At 61.9% G+C, this 22,706-nt stretch carries 19 protein-coding genes and 1 pseudogene; 6 read left to right on the top strand and 14 right to left on the bottom strand.

The features are described from left to right. Nucleotides 1-43: 43 nt before the first annotated feature. The 9 genes from RLEG4DRAFT_RS07405 to RLEG4DRAFT_RS07365 form a co-directional block, all read right to left on the bottom strand. The gene (locus RLEG4DRAFT_RS07405) at nucleotides 44-1,138 is read right to left on the bottom strand and encodes a pyridoxal-phosphate-dependent aminotransferase family protein (RefSeq protein WP_003576549.1); all 1,095 of its coding nucleotides are present in this window, start codon (nucleotides 1,136-1,138) and stop codon (nucleotides 44-46) included. Nucleotides 1,139-1,149: 11 nt separating this feature from the next. Beyond that, on the bottom strand, nucleotides 1,150-1,932 hold the full coding sequence (locus RLEG4DRAFT_RS07400; RefSeq protein ID WP_003576548.1) for an ABC transporter ATP-binding protein: 783 nt from the start codon (nucleotides 1,930-1,932) through the stop codon (nucleotides 1,150-1,152). Further along, nucleotides 1,929-2,723 carry an ABC transporter ATP-binding protein gene (locus RLEG4DRAFT_RS07395; protein ID WP_003576545.1) on the bottom strand — a complete coding sequence of 265 codons (795 nt, stop codon included), beginning with the start codon at nucleotides 2,721-2,723 and terminating at the stop codon, nucleotides 1,929-1,931. The genes RLEG4DRAFT_RS07400 and RLEG4DRAFT_RS07395 overlap by 4 nt, the downstream gene beginning before the upstream one ends. Further along, a complete protein-coding gene (locus tag RLEG4DRAFT_RS07390) occupies nucleotides 2,720-3,553 on the bottom strand; it encodes an ABC transporter permease (protein WP_003576544.1) in 834 nt (277 codons plus the stop codon). Before RLEG4DRAFT_RS07390 ends, RLEG4DRAFT_RS07395 begins: the two co-directional genes overlap by 4 nt. Continuing rightward, entirely contained in the window at nucleotides 3,550-4,539 is a 990-nt protein-coding gene (locus RLEG4DRAFT_RS07385) for an ABC transporter permease (protein WP_003576542.1), read from the bottom strand. The genes RLEG4DRAFT_RS07390 and RLEG4DRAFT_RS07385 overlap by 4 nt, the downstream gene beginning before the upstream one ends. Nucleotides 4,540-4,579: 40 nt before the next feature. Beyond that, entirely contained in the window at nucleotides 4,580-6,190 is a 1,611-nt protein-coding gene (locus tag RLEG4DRAFT_RS07380; protein WP_003576541.1) for an ABC transporter substrate-binding protein, read from the bottom strand. A gap of 123 nt (nucleotides 6,191-6,313) precedes the next feature. Continuing rightward, nucleotides 6,314-7,711, bottom strand: coding sequence for an LLM class flavin-dependent oxidoreductase (locus RLEG4DRAFT_RS07375; RefSeq protein WP_003576539.1), 1,398 nt, complete (start codon nucleotides 7,709-7,711; stop codon nucleotides 6,314-6,316). A 17-nt stretch (nucleotides 7,712-7,728) separates the two neighbouring features. Beyond that, nucleotides 7,729-8,790 (bottom strand): ABC transporter permease, encoded by a 1,062-nt coding sequence (locus tag RLEG4DRAFT_RS07370; protein WP_003576537.1) that lies wholly within the window; start codon nucleotides 8,788-8,790, stop codon nucleotides 7,729-7,731. Then, nucleotides 8,787-10,271: a sugar ABC transporter ATP-binding protein gene (locus tag RLEG4DRAFT_RS07365; RefSeq protein WP_003576533.1), complete on the bottom strand. Its 1,485-nt coding sequence runs from the start codon at nucleotides 10,269-10,271 to the stop codon at nucleotides 8,787-8,789. The genes RLEG4DRAFT_RS07370 and RLEG4DRAFT_RS07365 overlap by 4 nt, the downstream gene beginning before the upstream one ends. Nucleotides 10,272-10,508: 237 nt before the next feature. Between RLEG4DRAFT_RS07365 and RLEG4DRAFT_RS07360 the strand changes: the two genes are divergently transcribed. Both RLEG4DRAFT_RS07360 and RLEG4DRAFT_RS07355 read left to right on the top strand, forming a co-directional pair. Beyond that, complete coding sequence (locus RLEG4DRAFT_RS07360; RefSeq protein ID WP_003576532.1) at nucleotides 10,509-11,555, top strand: substrate-binding domain-containing protein; 1,047 nt, start codon at nucleotides 10,509-10,511, stop codon at nucleotides 11,553-11,555. A gap of 73 nt (nucleotides 11,556-11,628) precedes the next feature. Further along, nucleotides 11,629-12,837, top strand: coding sequence for an acyl-CoA dehydrogenase family protein (locus RLEG4DRAFT_RS07355; protein ID WP_003576530.1), 1,209 nt, complete (start codon nucleotides 11,629-11,631; stop codon nucleotides 12,835-12,837). A 73-nt stretch (nucleotides 12,838-12,910) separates the two neighbouring features. On the opposite strand, the gene RLEG4DRAFT_RS07350 is transcribed toward RLEG4DRAFT_RS07355, so the two are convergent. The 5 genes and pseudogenes from RLEG4DRAFT_RS07350 to RLEG4DRAFT_RS07330 form a co-directional block, all read right to left on the bottom strand. After that, nucleotides 12,911-14,128, bottom strand: a complete 1,218-nt coding sequence (locus RLEG4DRAFT_RS07350; RefSeq protein ID WP_003576528.1) for an SfnB family sulfur acquisition oxidoreductase — start codon at nucleotides 14,126-14,128, stop codon at nucleotides 12,911-12,913. A 357-nt stretch (nucleotides 14,129-14,485) separates the two neighbouring features. Then, nucleotides 14,486-15,291, bottom strand: a pseudogene (locus tag RLEG4DRAFT_RS07345) (ABC transporter ATP-binding protein). Between the two features lie 12 nt (nucleotides 15,292-15,303). Next, nucleotides 15,304-16,005, bottom strand: a complete 702-nt coding sequence (locus RLEG4DRAFT_RS07340; protein WP_003576523.1) for an ABC transporter permease — start codon at nucleotides 16,003-16,005, stop codon at nucleotides 15,304-15,306. Continuing rightward, a complete protein-coding gene (locus tag RLEG4DRAFT_RS07335; protein ID WP_003576521.1) occupies nucleotides 16,002-16,727 on the bottom strand; it encodes an ABC transporter permease in 726 nt (241 codons plus the stop codon). Before RLEG4DRAFT_RS07335 ends, RLEG4DRAFT_RS07340 begins: the two co-directional genes overlap by 4 nt. A 33-nt stretch (nucleotides 16,728-16,760) precedes the next feature. Further along, a complete protein-coding gene (locus RLEG4DRAFT_RS07330) occupies nucleotides 16,761-17,459 on the bottom strand; it encodes a GntR family transcriptional regulator (RefSeq protein WP_003576518.1) in 699 nt (232 codons plus the stop codon). A 172-nt stretch (nucleotides 17,460-17,631) separates the two neighbouring features. Here RLEG4DRAFT_RS07330 and speB point away from each other — a divergent pair, with 172 nt between their 5' ends. The 4 genes from speB (at nucleotide 17,632) to ggt (ending at nucleotide 22,705) form a co-directional block, all read left to right on the top strand. Then, a complete protein-coding gene (speB, locus tag RLEG4DRAFT_RS07325) occupies nucleotides 17,632-18,681 on the top strand; it encodes an agmatinase (RefSeq protein ID WP_003576515.1) in 1,050 nt (349 codons plus the stop codon). A gap of 75 nt (nucleotides 18,682-18,756) precedes the next feature. Beyond that, nucleotides 18,757-19,599, top strand: coding sequence for a transporter substrate-binding domain-containing protein (locus RLEG4DRAFT_RS07320; RefSeq protein ID WP_003576513.1), 843 nt, complete (start codon nucleotides 18,757-18,759; stop codon nucleotides 19,597-19,599). A gap of 113 nt (nucleotides 19,600-19,712) precedes the next feature. After that, on the top strand, nucleotides 19,713-21,095 hold the full coding sequence (locus RLEG4DRAFT_RS07315; protein ID WP_003576511.1) for an aspartate aminotransferase family protein: 1,383 nt from the start codon (nucleotides 19,713-19,715) through the stop codon (nucleotides 21,093-21,095). Nucleotides 21,096-21,112: 17 nt separating this feature from the next. Then, entirely contained in the window at nucleotides 21,113-22,705 is a 1,593-nt protein-coding gene (ggt, locus tag RLEG4DRAFT_RS07310) for a gamma-glutamyltransferase (RefSeq protein ID WP_003576510.1), read from the top strand. Nucleotide 22,706: the final 1 nt, after the last annotated feature.

Raw genomic sequence — 22,706 nt, 5'->3', positions numbered from 1 at the left:
TCCTGCCTTGGCCGCCCGTGATTATCAAGACCGAATATGGCTTTCAACGGCTGTAGACCGCCGATATCGCTTCGGCAGCAGCGGCGATATCGCAGGGATGGCCGGCCTGCCTGAGGGCCGCGCCATAGGCCACGACATTCGAGAGCACCGTCTGGAATGAGGCGCGAGGGCCGGTATGGTTCAGCCGCACGAGGCGGGCCGGCGCGGTTCCCACGCCTTCGGTCAACTCCACGCCCAGCCGCCCCGCGGCTGCGATCAGCGCATCGGGCGTCAACGCCTCCGGCACCGGCACCGCCGTCACCAGGTTCGACGCCTTTGCTGCGGGCACCCAGGCTGCGGCGCCGAGTGCGGTTAGCCCCGCTTGTGTCGCCGATGCCGCCAGCGCATGGCGGGCGACGACGTTCTCCATGCCTTCGGCCTTGATGCGGTCGAGTGCGGCTTCCAGTGCGAAGAATTCCAGCGGTGCCGGCGTTCCCGGCAGGCTGCGCCGGCCACCGTCGACCCATGACTTCAGATCGGCCAGCGACAAGATCGAATCGCGCGGTGCGCCGTCGTGCAGGATCAGATCCCAGGCTCGGCCGCTCACCGAGAGCGCGGAAACACCGGCCGGACCGCCGAGCGCTTTCTGCGGGCCGATCACCGCGATGTCGATGCCGAGTTCGTCGACATCGACCTCATGTCCGCCGACGGAGGCAACGGCATCGACGACCGTGACGATGCCGCGGGCGCGGGCAAGCGCCAGGATCTCGGGCAGGGGGTTGAGAATACCGCTCGCCGATTCCGCGTGAACCAGAGCGAGAACATCGACCCCGGGAGCCGCGTCGAGCGCCCGGGCGACGGCCTCGATCTCGACCGGCAGGCCCGGTTCGGCGACGACATCCGCGACCTCAGCACCACTCCGCCGCAGCCATCGCCCGAACCAGCCGCCATAAGGGCTGGTGACGATGTTGAGAGCGGAAAGGCCGGGCCGCGCGAGGCTGGCCGCCACCGCCTCCAGCGCCACCACCGCCTCGGCCTGCACCAGCAATATGTCGTCGCGACTGTGCAATATGGCGCCGATTCTGTCGGCAAGGACAGCGTAGCGCTCCGCGGGATAAGAGGACACGCCGACCAGGGGATTCCAACCAGGTTCGAACATGGGTACCTCCTTCAGGACGGATCGGTCACGAGACGGGGGACGGCTGCAACAAGGGCACGGCCGGCCTCTGATTGTGGCGCGGCAACAAGTGACGCTGCCGGGCCGGTCTCGACAATCCGCCCGCCATCTATGACGGCGACACGGTGGGAGACGGCGCGGACCACGGCAAGATCGTGGGAAATGAACAGACAGGCAATGCCTTGTTGCTTCTGCAGGTCGACCAGAAGTTCGAGGATCCTGCCGCGCACGGTGACGTCGAGCGCCGAGACCGCCTCGTCGAGAACCAGCAGCGACGGCCGTGTGGCAATCGCCCGGGCAATCGCCACACGCTGGCGCTGGCCGCCGGAAAGCGAACGCACCGGCCGCCCGGCATAATCGACAGGCAGGCCGACACGTTCGAGAAGCATCGCGATCTCGCCGGCGCGCCGGTCTTGCGAAACGACGCCGTGGATGCGCAGCGGATCATCGAGCACCGAACCGACATTCGCCAGCGGGTTGAAGGCGGCCAGCGGATCCTGGAACACCATTTGCATGCGCGCCCGTTTGCGGCGCAGAGCTGCGGCGTTCAGCGTTAGCCAATCCTCTCCCTCGAAACGGATTGCGCCGGCATCACAGGAGAGAAGCCGCAGCAGGATGCGTGACAGGGTCGATTTCCCGCTGCCGGAGGCACCGACCAGACCGAGCGTTTCCCCGGCTGCGATCGTCAGCGAAACATTGTCGAGAGCGGCGACCCGGCGGCCCGCCGAAGTAAACCCTTTCGAGATGTTCTCGATGGAAAGCAGCGTAGGCTTCATGACGTCACCTCTGCGATCAGCGGCGGTGTCGAAAGGTCGCGATGGCTGGCGATGAGAGCTGAAGTATAGCCGCTTTGGGGCGCCGAAAGCACCGAACGAACTGGGCCTGCCTCGACAAGCCTCGCCTCGCGGAAGACGGCGATGCGGTCGACGAAGCCGGAGGCGAGCGCGATGTCGTGGGTGATGAAGAGCAGCGTCATGCCATCCTCGCGCACCAGCCCATCGAGCAGGCGGACGATCTCGGCCTGGACGACGACGTCGAGGGCGCTGGTCGCCTCGTCGGCAATCAGCAGCGCAGGCCTTGCGGCAATGGCCGCCGCGATCGCCACGCGCTGGCGCTGGCCGCCGGAAAGTTGGTGCGGAAAGGCCCGCATCGTCTGGTCAGGCTGCGGTATCCGCACGCGTTCGAGCAATTCCTCGGCCCTGATATAGGCCTGTCTCCAGCTGAGACCGAGATGGCGCCTGGCGCCCTCAGCAATCTGCTCGCCGATCGTCAGGACGGGATTGAGGCTGGAGCCGGGATCCTGGAAGACGAAGCCGAAATCGCGGCCCGGCCGGGGCGGATGGCCGAGGGCGGGCCAGAGCATCTCGCCGCCGACTTTCGTTCCCTCAGGCAACAGGCCGGCGAGCGCCCGGGCGAGCGTACTCTTGCCGGAGCCGCTTTCGCCGATGATCGCCAACCTTTCGCCGGCGGCAATGTCGAGATCGATACGATCAAGCGCCGTCCCATTGTCCCTGCCACGCCCATAGGTGACCGAAAGCTGCCGGAGGCTGCAGAAGATGCCGCTCATGCCGCCCTCACGCCGTTATCACCAAGCGCCTTGCCGAGACCTTCGCTGAAGAGATGGACGCCGAGCACGGTTATGGCGAGCGCTGTACCCGGTATGACGGAGAGATAGGAGGCCGAACGCAGCACGCTGCGTCCTTCGGCGATCATCGACCCCCAGGTGGCGATGTTGGGATTGCCGAGGCCAAGAAAGGAAAGCGCCGCCTCCGTGAGGATCGCGCCGGCGACGATAGTGGCCGAAAGCGCCAGCACCGGCGGCAGCGCATTCGGCAGGATTTCCCGGAAAGCGATCTCCACGGGATGCATGCCGATCACCCGTGCCGCGGCGACGTAATCCTGTTCGCGGATCGCAAGCACCTGCGCCCGCGTCAGTCGCGCCGGATCGGCCCAGGTGCCGAGCGCGATGGCAAGCACGACGACAGGCGTCGAGACGCCGATGGTGCTGACGAAGGCGAGGGCAAGCAGGAAGCCAGGTACGATCTGGAAGGCGTCAACCACGCGCATCAACGCCTCGTCGACTAACCCACCGGCAAAACCGGCCGCCATGCCGACACAGACGCCGAGGATCATCGCCGCAAAGGCCGCCGCGATGCCGACGGCAAGCGACGTGCGCGCACCGTAAATCAGGCCGGCAAGCACGTCGCGACCCAAGCGATCCGTGCCGAGCGGAAAGGCCGGATCGGTGAATGGCGGCAGCAGCGCCCGGCCGGCAATCCGCAGCGGATCGCCCGGCAAAATGATGGGAGCAAAAAGCCCGGCTAAAAGCAGAATGACAAGGATCGCGAGCCCGATCATGCCTTCCCACGTGCTGAGGAGGCCCCGGAGACGGCTCATGCGCCGCCCTCCGAAGCGCCGATGCGTGGGTCGAGCGCGGCATAGACAAGATCGACGAGGAAGTTGACCGCAATGACGAGGACGGCGCTGGTGAGGATAATGCCCATCAGCAGCGGCGCGTCGCGGCCGTTGACCGCTTCCTGCGCCAGCCGCCCAAAACCCGGGATCGCAAAGACGCTCTCGATCACCACGCTGCCGCCGAGCATGGCAGCCGATTGCAGCCCGAGCATGGTGACGAGCGGCAGCAGCGCATTGCGGGCGACATGGCGCAGCACAATCCGGCTGCGCGACAGGCCTTTGGCGCGGGCGAAGAGCACGAAATCGAGTTTCCAGGCCTCGGCCATGCCGGCGCGCATCACCCGTAGGAACAGAGCGAGATAAATCAGGGCAAGCGCGCCGACCGGCAGCACCAGATGATCTGATATGTCGAGGACGCGGAAAAATCCTGTCTTGCCCGACGCGATCGTCTCGATGCCGGCGATCGGAAACCAGCGCAGCTTGACCGAAAAGGCGATGCTCAGAACCAGGCCGAGCCAGAAGCTCGGAATGGCGTAAACAACAAGCGAACCGATCGACAGCAGCCGGTCCCGCAGGCTGCCTGGCCGTGCACCGGCAAGGATGCCGAGCGCCGAGCCGAGGCCGAAAGAGAGTGCCGTCGCGCTGCCCATAAACAGCAGCGTATTGGGCAGACGCTCGGCGATCAGCGCGCCGACCGGCCGGCCAAAGGCGACCGACCAGCCGAGATCGAGCCGCGCCAGCGAGGAAAGATAGAGCCAGAGCCGCGCCAGCACGGATCGATCGAGACCGTAGCTCTCGCGCAGCGACTGCCTGAGGGCTGCATCGCCGCCGCCGATCGAGCCGAGATAGGCGTCGACGGCATCGCCGGAGGCGGTTTCAAGCAGGAAAAAGGTGAAGATCACCACAATCAGCAGCACCGGAATGCTGCTGATCGCCCTACGCCTCAGGAGGATGATTGCACGTTTCACGCCGGACAGGGCCTCTGGAAGAGAATTGCCGCCGATCCTATCACGACTGCAGCGCGGTATCGCCCCAGTTCGAGACGGCCCAGCGCGGGTTGTTCGAGACGTTGAGGACCGTATCGCGGGCGACGGTAATGAAGCCCCATTCCGCGACGTTGATCAGCGGCAGATCGGCGACGACGAGCTGCTGGAACTTGCGGTAGAGATCGGTGCGCGCCGTCGTGTCGACGGTCTCGGAGGCCTGCAGGATGATCTTGTCGAGCTCCGGATTGACGTAGCCGCCCTGGTTGGAGAAGGGCACACCATCCGGTGTGCCGGATCGAACGAGAATGGTGGTGGAGATCGCCGGATCGCCGCGGAATACCGGCGGACCGACGGCAAGGTCGAAGTCGTGGTCGGTATAAACAGCCTTCTGGTGGGCGGCCGCATCGGCATTGACGATCTCCGCATCGATGCCGATCACCGCAAGCGCCTGGCGGAGGTAATCGCCGAACTGGCGGGTCTCGTTGAAATAGGGCGCGGGGCGAAGCTTCAGCTTGAAGCGGTTGCCGTCCGGGCCTTTGATGTAGCCGGCCTTATCGAGAATATCGTTGGCGGCGGCGGGGTTAAAGTCATAGGCCGCAACATCGGATGTATAGAACTCCTGCGAATTCTTCGGCACCGGTCCGGTCGAGGCGGTGGCGTAACCAAGGAAGATCGTGTTGACCACGAATTTCTTGTCGATCGCCTGCGCGATCGCCTGCCGGACCCTGAGGTCGGAGAGCTCCTTGCGGCGATGATTGATCTCGACGACGAGCTGATAGGTCAAGGCCTCGTAACCCTTCGAAATCACCTTGATGCCATCGACCTTGGAGATGCGGTCGAGATCGGCAAGCGGAACTGCCGAGAAAGCGGCAAGCTGGATTTCGTCGGCTTCGAGTGCGGCACCCGCCGACGCGCGGTCGGGCAGCACGCGAAAGACGATCTCATCGAGCTTCGGCTGTTCCTTGTCCCAGTAAGTCTCATTGCGCGCCAGCCGGTAATATTCGCCGGGTTTGTATTCGGCGAAGGTGAAGGGGCCGGTACCGATGAGCGTGTTGTTGGCCGGATTGGTGGCGATATCGCTGCCGTCGAAGATGTGTTTGGCGACGACGCTGGTCACGACCGGCAGCGCATTACGGATCAGCTGGAACGGCGTCGGCTTGGAGAAGCGGAAGACGGCGGTGTAATCGTCAGGGGTATCAACGGCTTCGAGATTGGCGAAAACCAGGCGGCCGAGATTCTGTAGCGGTTTCCAGATATGGAGCGCGGAAAAAGCGACATCAACCGAGGTAAACGGCTTGCCGTCGTGCCAGGTCACGCCGTCGCGCAGCTTGAAGGTGACGGAGAGGCCATCGGCCGAGCCCTCCCAGGAGGTGGCGAGACGCGGCACAAGCCCGTCCTTGCCCTCGAATGAGGCTTCCGCCAGAGGCTCGATCACCTTGCTGGCGATGAAGAAGACGCCGTTTGAAGCGACGATGGCAGGATTGAGGTTCTTCGGCTCGGAATCTGCCGCGACGATCAGCCTCCCGCCCTTCGGTGCATCCTGTGCCAGCACCTGCCGGGCGAGCGCCGTCGAGGCAAGCAGCAGGGCCGTGCTCTTCATCAGCGTGCGCCGCGAGATAGATGGTACGGTCATGACCCCTCCTGGTCGGTGAAATGCCAAGCGCCCGTATTCAGAACGAACCGGCGAATGTCATAGAAACTAAATTCGAATGGTGGGCTGGGCGAGATGTTTTTTTGTCACCCAGCCATTATTCACTCAGCCATTGGCCGCGAAACGTGCGGGCTCCTTAAAGAGATCGCGATAGGTCGCACCCGGATGCGGAGCAACGAGCCGCGGTCCGTGACCCCCAAGCTTTTCCCGCAGCGTTCCCTTTGTATAGTCGGTTTTGTAGACGCCGCGCTTCTGCAGTTCCGGCACCAACAGATCGACGGCATCCTCGAAACTTTCGGGCGTCACGGCATAAGCGAGGTTGAAGCCGTCGACGTCGGTATCCTCGACCCATTCCTGCATCAGATCGGCAACAGTCTGCGGCGAGCCGACGAAAACGGGGCCGAAGCCGCCGACCCCGACCCAGTCGGCCATTTCGCGCACCGTCCATTCCTTGGTGGGATCGATTGTCGTGAAGGTCTCGACCGCTGATTGCACCGCATTGGTATGGCGGTGGCGCAGCACCTCGTCCGGCTCAAACTGGCCAAAATCGATGCCGGTCCAGCCGGAAATCAGCGTCAGCGCACCTTCGAAGGAGGCGTATTTGCGGTATTCGTTGAATTTCTGCTGCGCCTCGGCATCCGTCTCGCCGAGAACGACGGTCTGCAGATTGAAGGCGAGTATTTCGCGTGGGTTGCGGCCGACGCGTTCGGCCGCCTCGCGGACATTGGCGACATAGCGCTTCAACACGGGTTTCGACGGCGACGCCACGAAGATGCATTCGGCATGGGCGCCGGCGAAATCCTTGCCGCGGCTGGAGGCGCCGGCTTGGTAGAGCACGGGCGTACGCTGTGGCGAAGGCTCGCTTAGGTGAATGCCGGGCACGTTGAAGTGCTTGCCGGAATGGCCGATCGGGTGGACCTTGTCAGGGTGGGTGAAAATGCCGGTCTCGCGGTCGCGGACAACCGCACCGTCCTCCCAGCTTCCCTCCCAGAGCTTGTAGCAGACCTCCAGATATTCCTCGGCGAGGTCGTAGCGATCGTCATGCTTTGTCTGCGCGGGCTGGCCGATATTGAGCGCGCCGCTATTGAGATAGGAGGTGACGATATTCCAGCCGACGCGCCCCTTGGTCAGGTGGTCGAGCGTCGAGATCCGGCGGGCAAATGTGTAGGGATGCTCGAAGGAGAGCGAGGCCGTCAGGCCGAAGCCGAGGTGCTCGGTCGCATATGCCATGGTCGGGATGAGCTGCAGCGGATCGTTGACCGGCACCTGCGCTGAATGGCGAAGGGCCGCATCGACATTGCCGTTCAGCACATCGTAGACGCCGAGCACGTCGGCGATGAACAGCCCGTCGAACTTGCCGCGCTCCAGGGTCTTTGCCAGATGCACCCAGTAATCGAGGTCCTTGTAGGTCCAGGACTTGTCGCGCGGATGCCGCCAGAGCCCCGGCGACTGGTGTCCGACGCAATTCATGTCGAAGGCGTTCAGCCTGATTTGGCGGGTCATGTCTTTCTTCCTTGGGATTAGGGATTGCTGCGGCCGAGGCCATAGGTCAGCGCCAAGGCCCCGACGAGCACGGCGCCCTTGACGAAATCCTGGGTGTAATAAGGGGCGTTCAGCATGGTGAGGCCGTTCAGCAGAACGCCGACGAAGACGGCGCCGGCAATGGTGCCGAGTACGTTCGGACGCCTGAGGTTGAAGACGGCAAAGCCGATCAGCGCGGCGGCAACTGAATCCATCAGCAGCGAGCCGCCAGAGGAAATGTCGCCACGCCCGACGCGGGCGGCAATGACGATGCCGCCGATAGACGCCAGCGTGCCCGACAGGACATAGGCAAGAGTCTTCAGCCTGACTGTCGAAGCTCCGGCGAGCCGGGTGGCGACCTCGTTGCCGCCTGTCGCAAACAGCAGCCGGCCGATGCGGGTACGTTCGGTGAGCACGAAGAGCACGACGGCGACCGTCACCATCAGCACCACGGAAACCGGCAGGGTGCCGAAGATGCTGTAACGGCCGATCAGCAGAAAGGCCGGGTCGTAGGCGCCGGTCGCCTTCGAGCCGTCAGGCAGAGTGAGGCCTGATGAAATCGACCGACCGGCTGTGGGTATCAGTTGCAGGCCGGAAAGCAAAAACATCATCGCCAGCGTCGCCAGCAGATCCGGCACCTTCAGGCGCACGATCAGAAAGGCGTTGACGAGACCGACCAGCGCGCCGAAGGCGAGCACCAGCGGCACCGTCGCATAGGCGTCGAGCCCCCAGACGATCATCGCATAACTGGCAGCCATCACGCTCGATGCGGCGACGGCACCGATCGACAGGTCGAACCCTCCGACGGCAAGCGTGACTGTGACGCCGGCGCCGAGAATCGCCACGACCGACACCGCCTGCAGGATGCTCATCAGATTGGCGATATTGATGAAGGCGGGCTCGGCGATGGTGAAGCCGACCGCGAGAGTGGCAAGCAGGATGAACACCGCGCCGGCCCGCAGAAACGCACCAAGGGCGGCAAGGTAGCCGCTAGCGGCTTGCGGTGCTGCCTTCGGCCGGGCGCTTGCCTGCGGCAGAGTGTCGTCGTCGATCGTCGTCATGCGGATATTCCCTGGATGGCGAAAGGAGCGGCAATTCCGCCTGCCGCCGGTCTCAAAACGTGATGGTCGATGACGAGGATGCGGTCTGCCACCTCGTAGGCCTCCTCCGGATCGGAGGTCGCAATCAACGTCGCCCGGTCGGTGCGGGCACGGATTGCTACGATAATGTCGCGGCGGGCGCCGACATCGACGCCCTGGAAGGGTTCGTCCAGCAGCAATAACCGGCTCGGTTCCGCCTCCCAGCGGGCGATCACCGCCTTCTGCTGGTTGCCGCCGGAGAGCGACCAGACCGAGGCGAGCGGGCCTGCGGCCTTGATGCCGAAACGAGCGATTGCCTGCTCGGCCTCGCGTCGTTCGCGGCCGCCAACAAGAAAACCGCGCGGATACCATTTGGAAAGATGCGGCAGGCTGATCGTCGCCGATAGCGAATGGCCGGGCCATGCCGGCGGCATCAGCGAGGAGCGATGGCGGTCCTCTGCTGCCATGGCGACACCTGCTGCAATCGCGTCGGCCGCGCTTTTCGGCTGGTATGGCCGACCGTCGAGGAACATCGCACCATGGCTCAATGCCGTCACGCCGAAGATCGCGTGGAGCAACCAGCTTTTGCCGGCGCCGAGCACGCCGGTCACCGCCACCACCTCGCCTTCATGCAGCGACAGATCGAAAGGATCACCGGTCGGCAGCAGCCTGATGTCGCGCATCTCGAAAATCGCCGGGCCGGTTGCCGACCGCGCATCCGGCCGCGCCGCATCCAGCCTGCGGCCGATCATCGCCTCGATGGCACTCGAAAAATCGATCGGCCGCGAGAAAGTGCCAACGACGCGGCCGCCGCGCATGACGAGCGCGCGGTCGGCGATCACTTCGAGATCGGCGGTACGATGCGAGATATAGAGGATTGCCAAGCCCCGCTTGCGTAGCCCCAACAGAATATCGAAAAGCCGGCGGCTTTCCTCTCCGGAAAGGCTCGCTGTCGGCTCGTCGAGAATGAGGAGATCGGCCCGGTTGGCAAGCGCACGGGCGATCGCCACCAACTGCCGGTCGGCACTGGCGAGTTCGCCGAAATCGCGGTCGAGCGGCAGCATGAAGCCGGCGGCATCGAGTATCGACTGCGCCTCCCGGCGGATGCCCGCGCGCGAGACGAAAAAGGGAGTGCTGCGATCAGCGAAACGGTTGAGAAGCAGGGCGTCGGCAACGGTCAAACCGGCCGCACCAATCAGATCCGTCGACTGATGCACGGTGACGACACCGGCCTTTGCCGCTTCGGCCGGGCCGCGCGGCGCAAAGGGACGACCACCGAGACTGACCGTGCCGCCATCGGCCGGAAGCACGCCGGAAAGGATTTTTACCAGCGTCGATTTGCCCGCGCCGTTTGCACCCATCAGCGCCACGATCTCACCGCGCTCGATCGAAAGATCAGCACCGGCAAGCGCGTGCGTCGACCCGAAACTGCGGGTGATATTTTCAATGTGAATAAGCGGCATCGACAAGGGTCCGGGACTGCATTTCGTATCGGGAGTGTGCCCTGTCCGGGCGGCCGAACTCCAGGTACGCCTTTCCCTGGCGAACTGTCCTCGGGAAACAAAGAATCTCCCGCAGCCGGTAAAATCGGATCATTTACTCTACTAAAAACATAGAGATTATATCTAAATGATCCGATGCGTCGCGAGGGCTGCCGAACCTGTCAGACGACGCTTTCGTTTGCTAGAAGGAACGCGACGATGAAATCCCTCGCACGGCTCGCACTGTCTGCCGCCGTCATTCCGTTCATTTTCATTCAAGGCGCACAGGCCGGCGGCCTGTCCGGTGCTCCCGCTCCCTTCGACAAGGGTGGTGTCAAGGTGGCGCTGATCAGCTATATCTCGGCCGGTGATTTTTTCCAGGCCTACCAGGCGGGCGCTGGGGCCCAGGCCAAGGCGCTGGATATCGACCTGCGCATTTTCCCGGGACGGCAGGATGCCGCCGAGCAGCGCGAACAGATCTTGCAGGCGATCAATCTCGGGGTCTCCGGCATCGTCATCGACCACGGACTACCGGAATCGCTTGGCGACGTCGTGCAACAGGCGATCGACAAGGGCATCAAGGTCGTGGCCTTCGACGTCAACCTCAACAACCCCAAGATCCCGCAGGTGGAGCAAAGCGACCACGAGCTTGCATCGCTGGCGCTCGAGCAGGTGGTGAAGGACAACGGCAAAAGCTTCAACGCCGGTTACGTCTATGTCGCGGGCTTTGCGCCGCTCGACCGCCGCAACGAGGTCTGGGAGAAGTTCAAGTCGGACAATTCAGGTGTGGCCGAAAAAGCCCGCTTCGGCAATGTCAGCGACACAACGGCGACGTCGACCGCCGACCAGGCAAAGGCTGCGCTCACCGCCAATCCCGATATCTCGGTGGTCTTTGCCCCCTATGACGAATTCGCCCGCGGCGTGAAGCTCGCCGCCAACGATCTCGGCGTCGCCAAAAAGCTCAAGATTTATTCGGCTGACGTTTCGACAGCCGACATTCAGGAAATCACCGAGGAAGGCAGCCCCTGGGTCGCGACCGTCGCCACCAATCCGGCTGTCGTCGGCGCCGTCTCCATCCGCGCTGCCGCCCTCGAAATCGCCGGCCAGACGGTTCCCCATCAGATTACCGTGAAGCCGACGCTCCTGACGCAGGAGAGCCTGCGCGCGGCCGGCGTCAAGACAATCGAAGAACTGGCCGAAAAGGTCCCCGCCTTCAGCACCAGCGATGCGGTGACCGCCGGCTGGATCCCCGACAAGCTGTTTTGAGGCCTTTCACCTCGATCCGGCGGGAGCGTGCAGCTCGCGCCGGATCATTATTTGAAGAATTGGAGTTCCGCCCATGAGCCAGTCCAATGTCGTCTTTGCGGTGAGCCGCAATCCGACGCGAGAAGATCTGTTTGCCCGTGCCGAGGAGATCTCGGCCGACCTTTCCCAGCGCGCAGCCGAACTCGACCGTAACGGCCGCCCACCACTTGCCGAGATCGTCAAGCTGAAGAATGCCGGGTTGCTCAACGCGCTGCATCCCACAGAGATCGGCGGCGGCGGCCTCGATTGGGTCGACGGACTGAGGCTGGTGCGCATTCTCGCCCGCGGCGAGAGCTCGATCGGCCAGCTGCTCGGCTACCACTATGTCAACAGCCAGTACATCTACTGGGCACTCGACGGCGCCCGCGCCCATCCGCTGGGCAGCGAGACGGTGGAGAAGAGCCTCTATTGGGGCGCAGCCGTCAATCCGCGCGATCCTGGGCTGGTGCTCACCCGCCGCGGCAACGGCTATGTGCTGAACGGCCGCAAGTCCTTCTCCACGGCAGCGCGGGTCTCCGACTACATCAATGCCAATGCGACGCTAGACGACAAGATCGCCGGCTTCGCCGTGCCCACCAATCGCCCTGGCTACGTCGCCAATGACGACTGGGACAATATCGGGCAGCGCCTGTCCGACAGCGGCAGCGTCGAATTCCACGACTTCCCCGTCTACGAGGAGGATTTCGTTGGTGCGCCCGCAGCTCCCGATGTCGCGCCGCCGGTGCTGTCGACCTTCAACACCCCGTTCATTCAGCTGGTCTTCGTCAATTTTTATCTCGGCACCGCCGAAGGCGCGCTGCGGGCGGCCGTCGACTATGTCAGAACCACGACCCGGCCGTGGATCACATCAGGCGTCGAGCGGGCCGCCGACGACCCCTATATCCTCGAGCGGGTCGGCGAATTTACCGCAGCGCTGAAGGCCTCGGCAGCTCTTGCCGACAGCGCGGCATCCGCCGTGCAGGCGGGCCTCGCCCGAGGCCGAGATGTGACGGCGCGCGAGCGCGGAGAGGCAGCGGCCGAAGCCTATACCGCCAAGGTCCACGCCACTCATGTTTCACTCGATATCACCTCGCGCGTCTTTGAACTGACGGGCGCGCGCTCGACGGCGGACAAATACCGCTTCGACCGGTTCTGGCGCAATGTCCGCACCCACACGCTGCACGATCCGGTGTTCTACAAGGCGAGGGAAGTTGGTGAATTCGTGCTGAACGGCAGGATACCGGAGGTCAGCCTCTACAGCTGAGGCGAGCGCTTCCGTATCGAAAGCAAACCCCGCTGCCGGCGCCGGCAGCGGGATTTTGGAATAAGCCGAAAACTCAGAGCGCGCCGTTCTTCGGCGGCGTCACGCCGTTCAGATGATAGTTGCCGACGACGTGGTATTTCCAGCGCACCGGGTCGTGCAGCGTATGAGTGCGGGCATTGCGCCAGTGGCGGTCGAGATTGTGGCCGATCTGCACCGACGAGGTTCCGGCGAGCTCGAAGAGCGTATTCGAAGCTTCGAGCGCCACCTCAGTTGTCAGCACCTTGGCGGCGGCGACCGCCAGCGTCGCCTCGACCACCTTGTGCTCCGTCGTCTCGACCTGCGCGGCATCCACCTTGTGGCCGGCGCGCTCGACGAGGGCCGTTGCGGCTTCGAGCCGGATGGCAATCTGCCCGACCTTGGCGATCGTCAGCGGATCGTCGGAGGCGCGATCGACGCCGCTATCCATCCAGGGACGCGATTTCGTCCTGACAAACTCAAGCGTTTCGGCAAAGGCCGCCCTGGCGATGCCGAGATCGACACCGGCATGGATGATCTGGCCGACCGAGCCGATCGTCGTCGGCCGCTCGAAGCCCTTGTGATGGAAGACCACGGAATCGGCGGTGACATAGACATTGTCGAGAATCGTCGTGCCGCTGCCAGTGGTTCGCTGGCCGAAACCGTCCCAGTCGTCGACGATCTCGACGCCTTCGGTGCCCTTCGGCACGAAGGCCATGGTCAGCCGCTCCTCCGCATCGAGCGCAAAGACGGTGATCCAATCGGCGAAGAGCACGCCTGTGGAATAGAATTTGCGGCCGTTGATCCGGTAACCCGGGCCGTCGCGCGTGATGCGCGTGTTGTAATGGCCGACCGTCTTCGTACCGCGCTCGGAAAGCGCGTTGCCGAAGCGGTCGCCGGCAAGCACCCGACCGAAGAAATAGCGCTGCTGCTCCTCGTTGCCGTCGGTTCTGAGCGCCTCGAGAATATAGAAATGGTTCTGCGGGATCTGGCCGATCGAACCGTCCGCCTCCGCCAGGATCGCGGTGATCTCGGCAAGCACGGCGTTGGACACGTCGAGCCCGCCATATTGCGCCGGCACGGTGATCGCCAGAAGTCCGGACTGCGCCAGAAGATCGAGTTCGGCAAAGGGCAGGAGCCGGTCGGCGTCGCGCTCGGCGGCGCGCGCGGCAAATTGCGCCGCCAGCCTCCGGGCGATTGCGATCGCTTCTTCGTCGCTGCCGATACGGGCGGCCACGGGCCGGATCTGATCTGCTTGCCTCAGCACGGTATTCATCGGTATCTCCAATTCTGCCGAACCTATCGGTGAAAGAAATCGAGCGCCGCGATAAGGATACAAATTCTATAGATCTGGTAGAAAATAAAAAATGTTTGCTTACCAGCTTCCGACCGCCCGCGATTAGGAGAATTCGCTTTGGCACGAGCAGATCAGCGCGCATTCTTTAGGGCAGCGCTTGCTGCTGGCGGGCATCTTCGGGCGTCCAGCATCGGCCTGGCGCTCTTGCCGTTTAGCCTTTTCGACCTTCGGCATGTGGGCCAGGCAATGATCTTTGCAGCCTGGCTCCAGGGCATGTCGCGCTGTCTCAGGTGAAATTAGTTATCGACCGCCGAATCTGTATCCGCTGTCGACCTCTCAGTGGCGCTCGTGTGCGAGAAACTGCCGAAATCGTTCGGACTTCGGCTGCGTAAAAGCTCGGCCGGCGCGCCGGTTTCTTCGATAACACCCTTGTGGAGAAACACCACCTTGTTGGAAACGTCGCGCGCAAATGCCATCTCGTGGGTCACGATCAGCATTGTGCGGCCTTCTTCGGCAAGCGAGCGCATCACCTTGAGCACTTCGCCGACGAGTTCGGGATCGAGGGCCGAGGTCGGCTCGTCGAACAGCATTACTTTCGGGCGTTGCGCGAGCGCGCGAGCGATTGCGGCGCGCTGCTGCTGCCCTCCGGACAGGTGCACGGGATAGAAGTTTCGCTTGTCGGCGATACCGACCCGTTCAAGCAGGGCTTCGGCCTCCGCAATACATTCCGCACGGTTACGTTTTTGGACGTGCACCGGTGCTTCGATCAGGTTTTCCAGGATCGTCATATGGGACCAAAGATTGAAACTCTGAAACACCATGCCGATGTGTTCGCGGATCCGATCGACCTGCCTGCGGTCGGCAGGCACGGTTCTGTGCCCTGATCGTTTCAGACCATATACCTCACCGCCGATACGGATTTCCCCGCTGTCGGGAACTTCGAGCATATTGAGGCATCTCAGCATCGTCGATTTGCCCGATCCGGACGAACCGAGAATGGAAACCACATCGCCCTCGTGCGCTTCGAACGAAACGCCTTTCAAGACTTCCAGCGGGCCAAAGCATTTCCGAAGATCTTTGACTGAAACGGCAGCGTTTTTGTCTTTGTTGTCGCCAGCCGAAAATGTTCCCCTGTCAGACATGCATACTCCCATCTAAGATTGCAGCCGCATGCGCATGTGCGGCGAAAGCCAAAATTCGACCAGCAAGAGCATGCGCGTAACGATGAAATTGATTGCGAGGTAGATCGCCCCCGCGACGATGAAGATCTCGAAGGCGCGGAAGCTGTCGGCGATCAACTTTCCGGCCAGGCCGGTCACTTCCATGATCGTGATGACGGACGCCAGCGCCGTGGCTTTGAGCATCAGGATGATCTCGTTGCCATAGGCCGGCAGCGCATGTCTGATGGCGATCGGAAGGATGATCCGTCTGAACAGAAGAACGCCCGACATCCCGCAGGCGCGTGCCGCCTCGATCTCCTGGCTGGAAACGGCCCTCAGGCCCCCACGAAAAATTTCGCTGCAATAGGCGGCCGTGTTCAGTGTAAGCGCCAGCACCGCGCACCAATAGGGCTCGCGAAAGAACCACCAGAGCCCGAGGTCCTGCAATCCGTGCCGGAACTGGCCGAGGCCATAATAGATCAGGAACATCTGGACGAGCAGAGGCGACCCTCTGAAGACGAAGACGTAGGCACTGGTTACGGCTCGTCCCGTTGCACCGCCGGTTGCTGCCAGCAGCGAGATCGCAAGCGCCAACATGCTTCCTGCCAGGATGGAGGTGACCGCAAGCTCGAGGGTCAGCGGCACACCGGTGAGAAGCGTGAGAAACGTATCCCACATGAAGCCGATATCCGTCATAGCGCTCTCCTCACGCCCTGGGTCGTTCGAGCTTCCATTCGTCTGAACACAATCGAGGAGAACCAGGTTACGACGAGGTAGAGAACGACCGCTGACAGGTAGAACTCGAAGGGCCGGCGAGTGGAACCTGCAGCGATCTGCGACTGGCGCAGCAGTTCGACGAGGCCCGTGACGGAGATCAATGCCGACTCCTTCAGCACGAGTTGCCAGGTGTTTCCAAGCCCGGGAATAGCGTAGCGAAGGACGAGCGGGGCGACGATACGCCTGAATTTGGGCCAAGGCCGCATACCGACGGCGCTGGCAGCTTCGATTTCGCCGCGCGCAACCGATCTATAGGCTCCGCGAAATACTTCGGCCTGATAGGCCGCCGAAACCACGCCAAGCGCCAGCGTACCGGTGAAAAAGGCCGGCATTCCGATAAAACCCTGATACCCGAAAAGGCCACCGACAGTCCCGAGGAACGCACTGCCGCCGAAATAGAAAAGATAGATGACCAGAAGGTCGGGTACGCCGCGAAGGACGGTAGTGTAGCAGTCGGCAAGCCAGCGTAGGCCCATGTGGCGGGACAACTGCATGAAGGTGACGACCGAGCCGATCACCGTTCCCGCCAGAAAGCCGCAGACGGATACACCGATCGTCATGGCCGCCGCGGTCAGAAGCAGCCACCCCCAACCGGTCGGTCCGAAACCGATGAGAGTCAGGTAACTACCGATAAATGCCATGCGTGGACCTCTTGATGACTGATCATGGTTGCTTCACTCGGCAGCGCGCCGGTGCGCCCAAATGCGCTGAAGCTTCGACATGTTCTTGAGCGAGCTTTGCACATGCGCCCGAGCTGCGATCGCGGCCGCCTCCTTGTCGCGTGCACAGATGGCGTCGGCAATTGCCCGATGCTCGTCGAGGTCCGTGTGTTCCAGATCAACCCAAAGCACTTCGAGCCAAAGCGCCAGGCGAAGCTGCTGGTAAATTTGATCCGTCGCCCTCACGAGGGCCTCGTTTCGGGTCGATTCGACGATCACGCGATGGATGTGCAGTCCGAGATCGAGATTGCGCGCAGCGTCCGACGGCGCTTCGTTGGTCGTCTCCTTGAGTTCCACCATCTGGACGATGACGCCGCGAAGCCGATCAAGGTCTTCCTCGGTCGCCATCTCGCAGGCGAGCTGCGCCGCGCAGACATCGAGCGCTTCGCGAACGACCAGGAGATTGCAGAATTTGGTGACATCGAGATCGGTCACCGTGTAACCGAAATTCCGCTGCCCGACGACAAGCCCTTCTTCTTCGAGCTTCATCAGCGCCTCACGCAGCGGCGTTCGGCTGACGCCGAAGCGTTTGGCTAGCGTAACTTCAGAAAGGCGCTCCGAAGGACGAAGTTGGCCGCTGAGGATCAGATCCTTCAATTGCGCATAGGTGCTCTCGCGCAATGATCCTCGCTGTTCCGTTTTGGTCGGTGCCAATCAATTCCCCTTCCGTCTCTGGTTCACCGGGTTCCGGCGAACCACACCATAACGTTTTTCCTCTTGCCCAATCAAGAAGAATACGATTATGTATACAATGTTGGCGACAACAAGCAATAGCTCTTTGCCTGCTTTTGATCGCGGCCTGATGGGCGAAACACATGGAGGTCGAATGTCGGAGATTCTCAGTCTGGACGAATTGCGGAAGCGCTATTCGAATGCGTCGGGCGATGAAATGTTCGATGCGGAGTTTCGAAAAGTCGCCGAACTGGTCTTCGGTGACGGCGATAGCCGTCAGGCGCCTTACTGCGGCGTTCCGACATTGTTGAAGGCCGCGTATCGTCCCGATGCTGCACCCAATTTCACGGATATGGACATTGCGCTTTTCGGAATTCCCATGGATCTCGGGGTGACGAACCGATCGGGTGCGCGGTTCGGGCCGAGAGCCGTGCGCAATGTCGATCGGGTTGGTCCCTACAATCATGTTCTGCGAGCCGTCCCGACTGCAACTGCGCGCGTTGCCGACGTAGGCGATGTCCCATTCAAAAGCCGTTTTGATCTCACTGCATCCCACCAGGATATCGAACGATTTGTCCACCACCTGATAGGAGCTGGAGTCGTGCCCTTGGCGGTCGGCGGCGACCATTCGGTCAGCCTTCCCATTCTCAGGGCGGTCGGCAGGCATCGGCCGGTGGGGATGATCCACATCGATGCACATTGCGATACGGGCGGTTCGTTTGAGGGCTGCAAATTCCATCATGGCGGGCCGTTCCGCCAGGCGGTTCTCGACGGTGTGCTTGACCCCAGGCGGACGATCCAGATCGGAATTCGAGGAAATTCCGAATATCTCTGGGAATTCTCCTATGCATCCGGCATGACCGTCATCCATGCGGAGGAAGTCGCCGATCTCGGCATCAAAGGCGTGATCGCAAAAGCGAGAGAAATAGCCGGATTAGGCCCGACCTACGTCAGCTTCGATGTCGATTCTCTTGATCCTGCATTTGCGCCCGGCACCGGAACGCCGGAGGTCGGTGGGCTGACATCCGCCCAGGCGCTTGGAATTCTGCGCGGTCTTGCAGGTTTGAACATCGTCGGCGGCGACGTCGTCGAGATCGCTCCGCAATACGACCCTACCTCGAACACGGCGCAAATTGCCGCTCATGTCTTATTCGAGCTCCTCTGCCTTGCGGCCGAGGCAATCAAGGTTCGCGCGTCCTGGTAAATCGCGGACGCGCGGAGTCTGCAACAGCCTTGCCTTGGGAAAAGGGCAGGGTGCAACAAAAAGGGGAATGCCAATATGCAACTATCAAAACTTTTGCTGACGTCCGCTTTGCTTGGCGTGCTGTCGGCTGGCGTTGCCGTCGCTGAGACAAAACCGACGGAGATCACCATTGCAACCGAGGGCGCATACGAGCCCTGGAATTTCACCGGCCCCGACGGCAAGCTCGCAGGCTTCGAGATCGACCTTGCCAACGACCTCTGCGCTCGTATGAAGATCAAGTGCACCATCGTCGCCCAGGATTGGGACGGGCTGATTCCATCGCTCAGCGCAAAGAAGTTCGACGCTATCATGGCGTCGATGATCGTTACCGAGAAGCGCCTTGCCGTCATCTCGTTCAGCAAGCCCTATGCGTCGACGGCGGCCGCCTTCATGGTCGATAAAACCGGCCCTCTCGCAGATCTGCCGGGAACGGGAACGACGGTCGACCTCGCCGGCGACAAGGCGAAAGTCGAGCAGGAATTGCAGCCGCTTCGCGACGCCCTGAAGGGCAAGGCCGTGGGCGCTCAGGTGTCGACGGCAAACACAGCCTTTCTCGATACCTATTTCAAGGGCGTCATCGATCCCAGGGAATACAAGACCGTCGAACAACATGACCTCGACCTTCAGGCCGGTCGTATCGACGCCGTCGTTGCCCAGAAGACGTCACTGAATGCAACGCTCGGCAAGGAAGACTTCAAAGACTACAAGATCGCCGGACCGACCTTCAAAGGCGGGGTCTTCGGACAGGGCATCGCGGCGGGCCTTCGCAAGGACGATACCGTCCTGAAGTCGATGTTCGATGCGGCGATCGAAGCTGCCGAAGCGGACGGCACGATCAACAAACTCGCACAGAAGTGGATGAAGACGACGCTTGATTGATCAAGCGGCAGCGCTCATTTCGGCAGCGATTGGAAGCCGGCGCACCGAGAGGTCGCGCCGGCTGACCGGCCCAGCGTCGCCATCGAAACACACCCATCATTTGGAGAACCACTGTGACCATCCTTCTCAACTCCCTCGAATCCCGCGACGCCGCCTTCATTCTTCATCCCTACACCAACGCTTCGCAGCATTTGAAGGATGGCCCGCTGGTGATTGCCAAGGGGGAGGGGATCCACATCATCGACAGCGACGGCAATAAATATATCGAGGGGCTTGGCGGGCTGTTTTGTGCCTCGCTGGGCTTCAGCGAACAGAGGCTGGTAGATGCGGCAACCCGCCAGATGAAGGAATTGCCCTTCTATCACAGCTTCGGCGGCAAGACGCATGAGACCGCGGTCGAGCTTGCCGACCGCCTCATCCAGCTTTCACCGGTGCCAATGTCGAAAGTGTTCTTTGCCAATTCGGGTTCCGAGGCCAACGACACGGCCATGAAGCTTGTCTGGTATTATCACAATGCCATCGGAAAGCCGGAAAAGAAGAAAATCATCTCGCGGATGCGAGCCTACCACGGCGTGACGATTGCTTCGGCCAGCCTGACGGGACTTCCGAACAACCATCGCGATTTCGATCTTCCCATCGACCGGGTGCTGCATACGGACTGCCCGGAATTCTATCGCTACGGTCGCCCGGGCGAAACGGAAGAAGAGTTTGCGACGCGCTGTGCCGATTCGCTCGAACAGATGATCCTCGCCGAGGGGCCTGAAACCATCGGTGCATTCTTCGCCGAGCCATTGATGGCATCAGGTGGCTGCATCGTCCCGCCGCCGACCTATTACGAGAAGATCCAGGCAATCCTCAAAAAGTACGACGTGCTGCTGATCGCCGATGAGGTCATCTGCGGCTTCGGCAGGCTCGGCACCATGTTCGGCTCCGAAAGCTTCGGGCTTCAGCCGGATATGATCGTCATGGCAAAGCAGCTTTCGGCCGCCTATCAGCCGATTTCCGCGCTGATGATCAACGAGAAGGTCCATTCCGCGGTCGTTGCCGAGAGCGAGAAAATCGGGACATTCGGACATGGTTTCACCTATAGCGGCCATCCGGTCGCGACCGCAGTCGCCTTGGAAACCCTGAAAATCTATGAGGAGCGCGACATTGTCGGTCATGTCAGGGATGTCGCCCCGGTATTCCAGCGACGCTTGAAGGAACTTGGCGACCATCCGCTCGTTGGGAACGCCCGCGGCCGCGGCCTCATCGGGACCCTCGAACTGGTTCGCAACAAGGAAACCAAAGAGCCCTTCAAGCCAACGGACGGCATTGCCATTCACGCAGGCAAGCAGGCCCAGGTCCACGGCGTCATCACACGCGCCCTTGGCGACAACTACTCGCTCTGCCCGCCGCTTATTATTACCGAAGCACAGATCAACGAATTGTTCGACCGCTCCACCCGTGCGTTGGATGACACTTACACATGGGCCAGGGCGACCGGGCTCTACTGAGCGAAGGAATCGACGACATGCGAAATTTCGAAATGCCGGGAAGATCAATAGCTGTCGGCCGCAATGGAATGGCAGCAACATCGCATCCTGTGGCGACTTTGACTGCGATCGATATCCTCAAAGCCGGCGGCAAGGCGATCGACGCTGCGGTGGGGGCCTGTGCCGTGCAATGCGTGGTCGAGGCCGGATCCACCGGCATCGGCGGTGATTGTTTTGCGCTGCTCGCATCCAATGGCAATGATGATATCGTTGCCTATAACGGCTCCGGACGCACGCCGGCTGCGGCGCATTTCGAGTGGTATCAGGACAAGGGGATCACCTCGATCGAGCGATCGTCGCCGCATGCGGTGACCGTTCCCGGTGCGGTGGATGCATGGGCGCGTCTGGTCGCCGATCACGGAAGGATGCCGCTTTCCGAAATTCTCGCCCCCGCAATAGCGTTGGCGCGCGACGGCTACGGGATCACGCCGCGAGTTGCCGCCGACATCTCCAATCAACGCGAATTGTTGCTACGCGATCCTTCGACGCGCCGCATTTTCCTGGCCGATGACCAGGTCCCCTCTGTCGGATCGGTTCAACGACAGTCGGAATTGGCCCAAACGCTGGAGACGATAGCAGCCCTGGGGCGTGACGGCTTCTATCGCGGCCCGGTGGCGGAAGACATGGTGGCGCGGCTGAATTCGCTTGGCGGGCTCCATACGCTTGAGGATTTTGCATCTGCCGCCGGCGAATATGTGAAGCCGGTCAGCGCGATCTATCGAGGCTGGACGGTGCACGAATGCCCGCCGAACGGGCAGGGCATCATCGCTCTGATGATCCTGAAGATACTTGAGCGTTTTGAACGCAAGGGCGATCCGCTCGGCGCCGATAATCTGCACGTCGAAATCGAAGCAACCCGACTGGCCTATGCAGCCCGCGATCGGTGGATAGCCGACACCGCGGTATCGGATGTTCCGGTCGAATTCCTGTTGTCCGATGAACTCGCCGATAGTCTTGCCGCCAAGATCGACATGAATGAGGTTGCCGACGCCACGGCGGCTCTCGACGGTGCCGAGCATGCGGACACGGTCTATATTTCGGTTGTCGACAAGGATCGAAATGTTGCGAGCTTCATCAATTCGATCTTCCATTCCTACGGAAGCGGTTTGATGGCGCCAAACTCAGGCGTGTTGTTCCACAACCGTGGGCAGAGCTTCAGTGTGAAACCGGGCCATCCGAACGCGATAGGGCCGCGCAAGAGGCCCATGCACACGATCATCCCGGGATTGGTGACACGCCACGGGAAAGCTGTCCTGTCGTTCGGCGTCATGGGCGGGCACTATCAGGCAACGGGCCATGCCCACTTCCTCTCCAAGCTGTTCGATTTCGGTCTGGATATCCAGAGCGCCATGGACCTACCTCGGCTTTTTCCACTCCCAGGCACGGCGACGGTCGAGGCAGAAGGACTCCTTCGCTCCTCCATCGGTCGCAATCTCGAAGCGCGCGGTTTCAAGGTTGTCGCTCCGAATTGGGCGATTGGCGGTGCCCAGGCGATCTGGATTGACGATCAAAACCACACGCTGCTGGGAGCTTCCGATCATCGAAAAGACGGTTGTGCGCTTGGCTACTGAC

The sequence above is a fragment of the Rhizobium leguminosarum bv. trifolii WSM2297 genome, assembly GCF_000271845.1.
This window is presented reverse-complemented; position numbering and strand designations above follow the sequence as displayed.

Bases quoted from the DNA above. Each gene is read 5' to 3' on its own strand.
- RLEG4DRAFT_RS07355 (WP_003576530.1), top strand. From the start codon at position 11,629: ATGAGCCAGTCCAATGTCGTCTTTGCGGTGAGCCGCAATCCGACGCGA.
- RLEG4DRAFT_RS07370 (WP_003576537.1), bottom strand. From the start codon at position 8,790: ATGACGACGATCGACGACGACACTCTGCCGCAGGCAAGCGCCCGGCCG.
- ggt (WP_003576510.1), top strand. From the start codon at position 21,113: ATGCGAAATTTCGAAATGCCGGGAAGATCAATAGCTGTCGGCCGCAAT.
- RLEG4DRAFT_RS07320 (WP_003576513.1), top strand. From the start codon at position 18,757: ATGCAACTATCAAAACTTTTGCTGACGTCCGCTTTGCTTGGCGTGCTG.
- RLEG4DRAFT_RS07340 (WP_003576523.1), bottom strand. From the start codon at position 16,005: ATGACGGATATCGGCTTCATGTGGGATACGTTTCTCACGCTTCTCACC.
- RLEG4DRAFT_RS07390 (WP_003576544.1), bottom strand. From the start codon at position 3,553: ATGAGCCGTCTCCGGGGCCTCCTCAGCACGTGGGAAGGCATGATCGGG.
- speB (WP_003576515.1), top strand. From the start codon at position 17,632: ATGTCGGAGATTCTCAGTCTGGACGAATTGCGGAAGCGCTATTCGAAT.
- RLEG4DRAFT_RS07380 (WP_003576541.1), bottom strand. From the start codon at position 6,190: ATGACCGTACCATCTATCTCGCGGCGCACGCTGATGAAGAGCACGGCC.
- RLEG4DRAFT_RS07360 (WP_003576532.1), top strand. From the start codon at position 10,509: ATGAAATCCCTCGCACGGCTCGCACTGTCTGCCGCCGTCATTCCGTTC.
- RLEG4DRAFT_RS07350 (WP_003576528.1), bottom strand. From the start codon at position 14,128: ATGAATACCGTGCTGAGGCAAGCAGATCAGATCCGGCCCGTGGCCGCC.
- RLEG4DRAFT_RS07375 (WP_003576539.1), bottom strand. From the start codon at position 7,711: ATGACCCGCCAAATCAGGCTGAACGCCTTCGACATGAATTGCGTCGGA.
- RLEG4DRAFT_RS07405 (WP_003576549.1), bottom strand. From the start codon at position 1,138: ATGTTCGAACCTGGTTGGAATCCCCTGGTCGGCGTGTCCTCTTATCCC.
- RLEG4DRAFT_RS07395 (WP_003576545.1), bottom strand. From the start codon at position 2,723: ATGAGCGGCATCTTCTGCAGCCTCCGGCAGCTTTCGGTCACCTATGGG.
- RLEG4DRAFT_RS07335 (WP_003576521.1), bottom strand. From the start codon at position 16,727: ATGGCATTTATCGGTAGTTACCTGACTCTCATCGGTTTCGGACCGACC.
- RLEG4DRAFT_RS07400 (WP_003576548.1), bottom strand. From the start codon at position 1,932: ATGAAGCCTACGCTGCTTTCCATCGAGAACATCTCGAAAGGGTTTACT.
- RLEG4DRAFT_RS07365 (WP_003576533.1), bottom strand. From the start codon at position 10,271: ATGCCGCTTATTCACATTGAAAATATCACCCGCAGTTTCGGGTCGACG.